This is a genomic window from Methylibium sp. (assembly GCF_031393925.1).
In the GTDB taxonomy this organism is placed as follows: domain Bacteria; phylum Pseudomonadota; class Gammaproteobacteria; order Burkholderiales; family Burkholderiaceae_C; genus Methylibium.
Window position 1 is genome coordinate 1 of sequence record NZ_JANMWL010000094.1, and the last position, 4,632, is coordinate 4,632.

Here is a 4,632-nt window from a genome sequence, read left to right on the forward strand (position 1 = left end):
CTGGGCTGCGGCCTGCTCGACATGGCCGGGCTGGCGCAGAAGGGCGGGTCGGTCTGGAGCCATCTGCGGTTCGGCCCCTCGCCGGAGTCGATCAAGACCATCCGCATCGCCGCCGGCGGCGCCGATCTGGTGCTGGGCTGCGACATGATCGTGGCGGGCAACTCCAAGACTTTGGCGGCGGTGCGGCACGGCAGCACCCGGATGCTGGTCAACACCCAGGAGAAGATGCCGGGCGAGTTCGCGCGCGACGCCGACATGAAATTCCCGAGCCACGGGCTGCGTGGCAACGTGGTCGACGCCGTGGGTGAAGACTGCGCGGAATTCGTCGACGCCGGTCGGATCGCCACCGCGCTGGTGGGCGACAGCATCGCTGCCAACATGTTCATGCTCGGATTCGCCTACCAGCGTGGCTTGATTCCGGTTTCGGCCAGCGCCATCGAGGCCGCCATCGTCCTGAACGGCACCGCGAAGCAGATGAACCAGGACGCCTTTCTGTGGGGCCGGCGCACGGCGGTTGACGCCAAGGCGGTCGAGCGCCTGCTGGCGTCCAAGCGTGCAGCGGCCGGCACCGGCGTCTCGCCAGCGCCGGTCAAGAGCCTGGAAGAAGCCATCGAGACGCGCCGGAAATTCCTCACCGACTACCAGGACGCCGCCTATGCGCAGCGCTACCTCGATCTGGTGGCGCGGGTGCGTGCGGTGGAGCAGCGGGCCTTCACCGGCCGCAGTTCGCTGACTGAAGCCGCCGCGAAGTACTACTTCAAGTTGCTGGCCATCAAGGATGAGTACGAGGTCGCGCGCCTGCATGTGCAGAGCGGGTTCCTCGCCAGCGTGGCACAGCAGTTCGAGGGCGACTACAAGCTCGTCTTCCATCTGGCGCCACCCTTGCTGTCGCGGCGCGACGCGCTGACCGGTGAGCAGAAGAAGCGTGAATTCGGCGCCTGGATCGTCCCTGTGTTCCGCGTTCTCGCCAAGCTGCGCTTCTTGCGCGGCACGGCCTTCGATGCTTTCGGCTACAGCGCGGAGCGGCGCACCGAGCGTTCGCTGATCGCGCAATACGAGCAGAACATGTCGACCGCGCTGGCGGTGCTCGAACAGACGCGAGACAGCGCGCACCACGACGCTGCGGTGGCGCTGGCCTCGTTGCCGGAACAGATTCGAGGCTACGGCCACGTTCGCGCCAGGAGTACCCAGCCCACCCGCAAACGCGAACGCGAGTTGCTCGAGGCATTGCAGCGGCGCGTGATCGTCTTGCGGCAAGCGGCCTGAGGGCAAGAGTTTTCCCCGCGCGTGCTGGTCTGGCGCGCGAATGGTTTGTCATTGAGCCTGCCGAGCCCCATCGACCGAGACGCGCCCGGAGGTAAGGCAGGGCTGTTCCAATACCTGGCCGAGCCCAGCAAGGCGCAGGTCGATCTGGCTGTCGCAGAACGAATAAACTGCAAATTTGAACTAATAAACGGCTAGCCTGAACCAATATTCTGCAAATGAAGCACTGGGTGTGACATCGGAGCCAAGCCAGTGCAGTGCGTCAATTGGAACTGCTCTTATTCAGAACGGCTCGGGCGCCGGCGAGGTCGGCAAACCCCTTGGCCGGGAACTCCGGTCGGTACTTGGCGGTGCGGAACACGCTTTCGGCATAGGCGTTGTCGTCGCTCACCCGAGGGCGCGAGTACGACGGCTTGATGCCCAGCCAGTCGAGCATGGCCAGCACCGTCGTGGCCTTGAGCGTGGAGCCGTTGTCGCCGTGCAGCACCGGCTTGGCGGTCAAGGCCGCAATGCCTTCGGCCAGCGCCGTGCGCCGCACCAGGTGCGCGGCATGGTCCGAGTCGTCGCGCTCGTGCACCTCCCAGCCCACGACCCTTGCGGCTGTACAAATCCAGGATCAGGTACAGGTAGAACCACTGCCCGAGCACTAGCGTGGGCAGGTAGGTCATGTCCCAGCACCAGACCTGGCGCGGCGCGCTGGCGATGTGGGTGGTCGGCGGGCGCACCTTTCTGGGCGCCTTGGCACGACCGCGATGCGCGTTCTGGCCATGCTCGCGCAGCACGCGGGCGAAGCTGGACTCGCTGGCGAGGTACACGCCCTCGTCAGCCAGCTTGGGCACGATGCGCGCCGGCGGCACGTCGGCGAATCGCGGCTCGTTGGCGACAGTCAGCACTTCAGCGCGCTCGGCCGGGCTCAGCGCGTGGGCAGGCGCCGGGCGCACCGCCCCAGGCCTGCGGTCGCCCGCTGTGAGGCCCGCGCAGGCCTTCCATCGCTGCAAGGTGCGCAAGTCGATGCCGACGATCTCGCAGGCCAGGTGCAAACGGGCACCGGCCGCGTGCGCGGTGTGGATGCCAAGGGCAAGGGTTGTGCGATCTCCGAGGCTGATCATTCGGCCTCGCCCAGGTTGAAGATCGCCCCGACTTTTTTTGACAGCACCAGCAAGGCAGCGGTCTCGGCCAGCGCGCGGTCCTTGCGCAAGAGCTCGCGCTCGAGCTCCTTGATGCGCCGACGGGCCTGCTGGGTCTGCAGCGGGCTGGCTCGGATCTCGCCGGGCTCGGCCAGAGCCTGGGTGGCGCTTTGCTGCCAGGCAGCGAGCTGCTGCGCGTAGGTGCCATGCGCTCGGCACCAGGCGCTCTTGCCGGCCTCGTCCATGGAGGCGGTGGTCAGCACGGCATCGAAGCGGGCTGCGGCCGTCCACACCTGTTCGCGGGCCGGCTTGGCCAGCGCCTCGCTGCGCCAGCGCTCCAGCGTCGCAACGCCGATGCCCACCTCACGCGCGACAGCGTCAAGCGCCGCACTCTGCGGCGGCAGCAACCGTGCCACCGCTCTGTTTTTGAATGTCTGTCCGTAACGTGCCAATGTGTTCTCTCATCAACGCCCCCTGTGGTTGAACAGGGTCACGACCTGGGCGAAATCGCCGCAGCACCAGGCTGTGGATTTGTGGACGATGCGCTTCGCGCACCGGCCGGCTTGCCGTGGACAACGCTGCGCGTTGCCCACCGCGCCGACCTTCGCCCACAAGCTCCACAGCCTGCCACCACTATCTTTACTCCTTCAATTCAAAGATACAAGGTTCTGATAGCTTCTCCGGCTGCGGTCGCTTTCCCGCTGGTCCTCTCGCTTCGGTCGGCGCTCGGGAGGAAGTCGTCCATGCCAATGCACGATTCGGCAAAAACTTCAGCGTCATCCCAGCATCGGCTTGCCGCTTTTTGCTCTGCTCGCCATCGCGCTGCACGGGGGCGTGATCGAGCCGCATGCGGGGCAGATTGTGTTGACCGCAGTGCTGTTTTCCATGATCGTTGCGCCGTTTATCATCCGCTACAACCATGCGCTCGCTCGCCTTTGCGCGCCGCGCACTATCCAGCAGCAAGAGGAAGTAGCGCCGCAACGCAGCATAGAGAGCGTCGGCCATGTTCGCGATCACGTCATCATTTGCGGTTACGGGCGCATAGGCCAGAGCGTGGCCCACTTTCTGGAAAAAGAACAGATTCCTTACGTGGCACTGGATCTGGATCCGGTCAAAGTGAAAGAAGCGCACATCGCCGGCGAGCGGGTCTTTTACGGCGACGCTGGCGAACGCGACATTCTCGAAGCAGTGGGTGTCAGCACTGCGCGGCTGCTCGTCATCAGCCACGAAGACGTGACCTCGGCCCACAAAGTTCTGCATCACATTCGCAGCCTGCGGCCGGGTCTTCCTGTCATGGTGCGCACGCGCGATGAGAGCCACGTCGATGAACTGCGGGCAGCGGGCGCGGCAGAGGTTGTGGCGGAGACACTGGAGGCTAGTCTGATGATCGCAGCACAAGCCCTGCTGTTGCTGAACGTGCCCATTTCGCGTGTGATGCGCCACATGCAGGAACAGCGCAAAGGACGCTATCATTTGCTGCGCGAGTTCTTTCGGGGCGACAACACGCTTGCGGAAATGCCGCAGGAACAAGACGCCGACCGACTCCGGCCGTTGGTCCTGCCGCCGGACAGCCCTGTCGTGGGACGTGCGCTAGGAGAGCTCGATCTCGATGGCATCGTGATCACTGCCTTGGTACGGCGGGGGGAACGGCAACTCAAGCCAGCGCGTGAGACTCGACTGGAAACGGGCGATGTCCTTGTGCTATTCGGCTCGCCCGACGATCTGCAGCGCGCCGAGCGCGCCCTGCTCGGCTGACTCGGCGAAGAAGACTGGCGGGACTTGACAGCTATGGAAGGAGACTGATTATGTCCATACTAAAGCGAATAGTGGCAGGCACCGACCTGTCCTGGTATGCGGGCCGGGCAGAAACCCGAGCCGCCATGCTGGCGCGCGAACTGGGCAGTGAATCGCTGGATTTGCTGCATGTCATCGGCAACCTGGCGCTGGAATCGCTGCGCCACCTGGCTACCCAAACGCCGCAGGAAACCGAACAGCGGCTGCTCGATTCGGCGCGGAAGCAAATGAATGAGGCGGCGCGCAACCTTGCTGAAAAACACGGTATTCCGGTCACGACTACCCTGGCTATCGGCCGCGCTCACGTCGATATCGTGCGCCACGCCGAGTCCATCGACGCCGGTATGGTGGTGCTGGGGGCTCACGGCGGCAGTTTCCTGCGCGAGCTGTTTCTTGGCTCTACCGCCGAGAAGGTACTGCGCAAACACTCGCGCCCGGTGTTGATTGT

General features: G+C 64.8%; 3 protein-coding genes and 1 pseudogene. 3 read left to right on the top strand and 1 reads right to left on the bottom strand.

From position 1 onward, the window contains the following. Positions 1 to 1,266: DUF6537 domain-containing protein (locus RMO12_RS05635; protein ID WP_309638539.1), on the top strand; the 1,266-nt coding region annotated here is incomplete at its 5' end. Positions 1,267 to 1,555: 289 nt separating this feature from the next. Here RMO12_RS05635 and RMO12_RS05640 read toward each other — a convergent pair. Then, a pseudogene (locus RMO12_RS05640) lies at positions 1,556 to 2,842 on the bottom strand (IS3 family transposase); the annotation flags it as partial. Positions 2,843 to 3,182: 340 nt separating this feature from the next. Here RMO12_RS05640 and RMO12_RS05645 point away from each other — a divergent pair. Both RMO12_RS05645 and RMO12_RS05650 read left to right on the top strand, forming a co-directional pair. Then, the gene (locus tag RMO12_RS05645; protein WP_309638540.1) at positions 3,183 to 4,145 is read left to right on the top strand and encodes an NAD-binding protein; all 963 of its coding nucleotides are present in this window, start codon (positions 3,183 to 3,185) and stop codon (positions 4,143 to 4,145) included. Between the two features lie 50 nt (positions 4,146 to 4,195). After that, the coding region (locus RMO12_RS05650) for a universal stress protein (RefSeq protein WP_309638541.1) at positions 4,196 to 4,632 on the top strand (437 nt) is incomplete at its 3' end.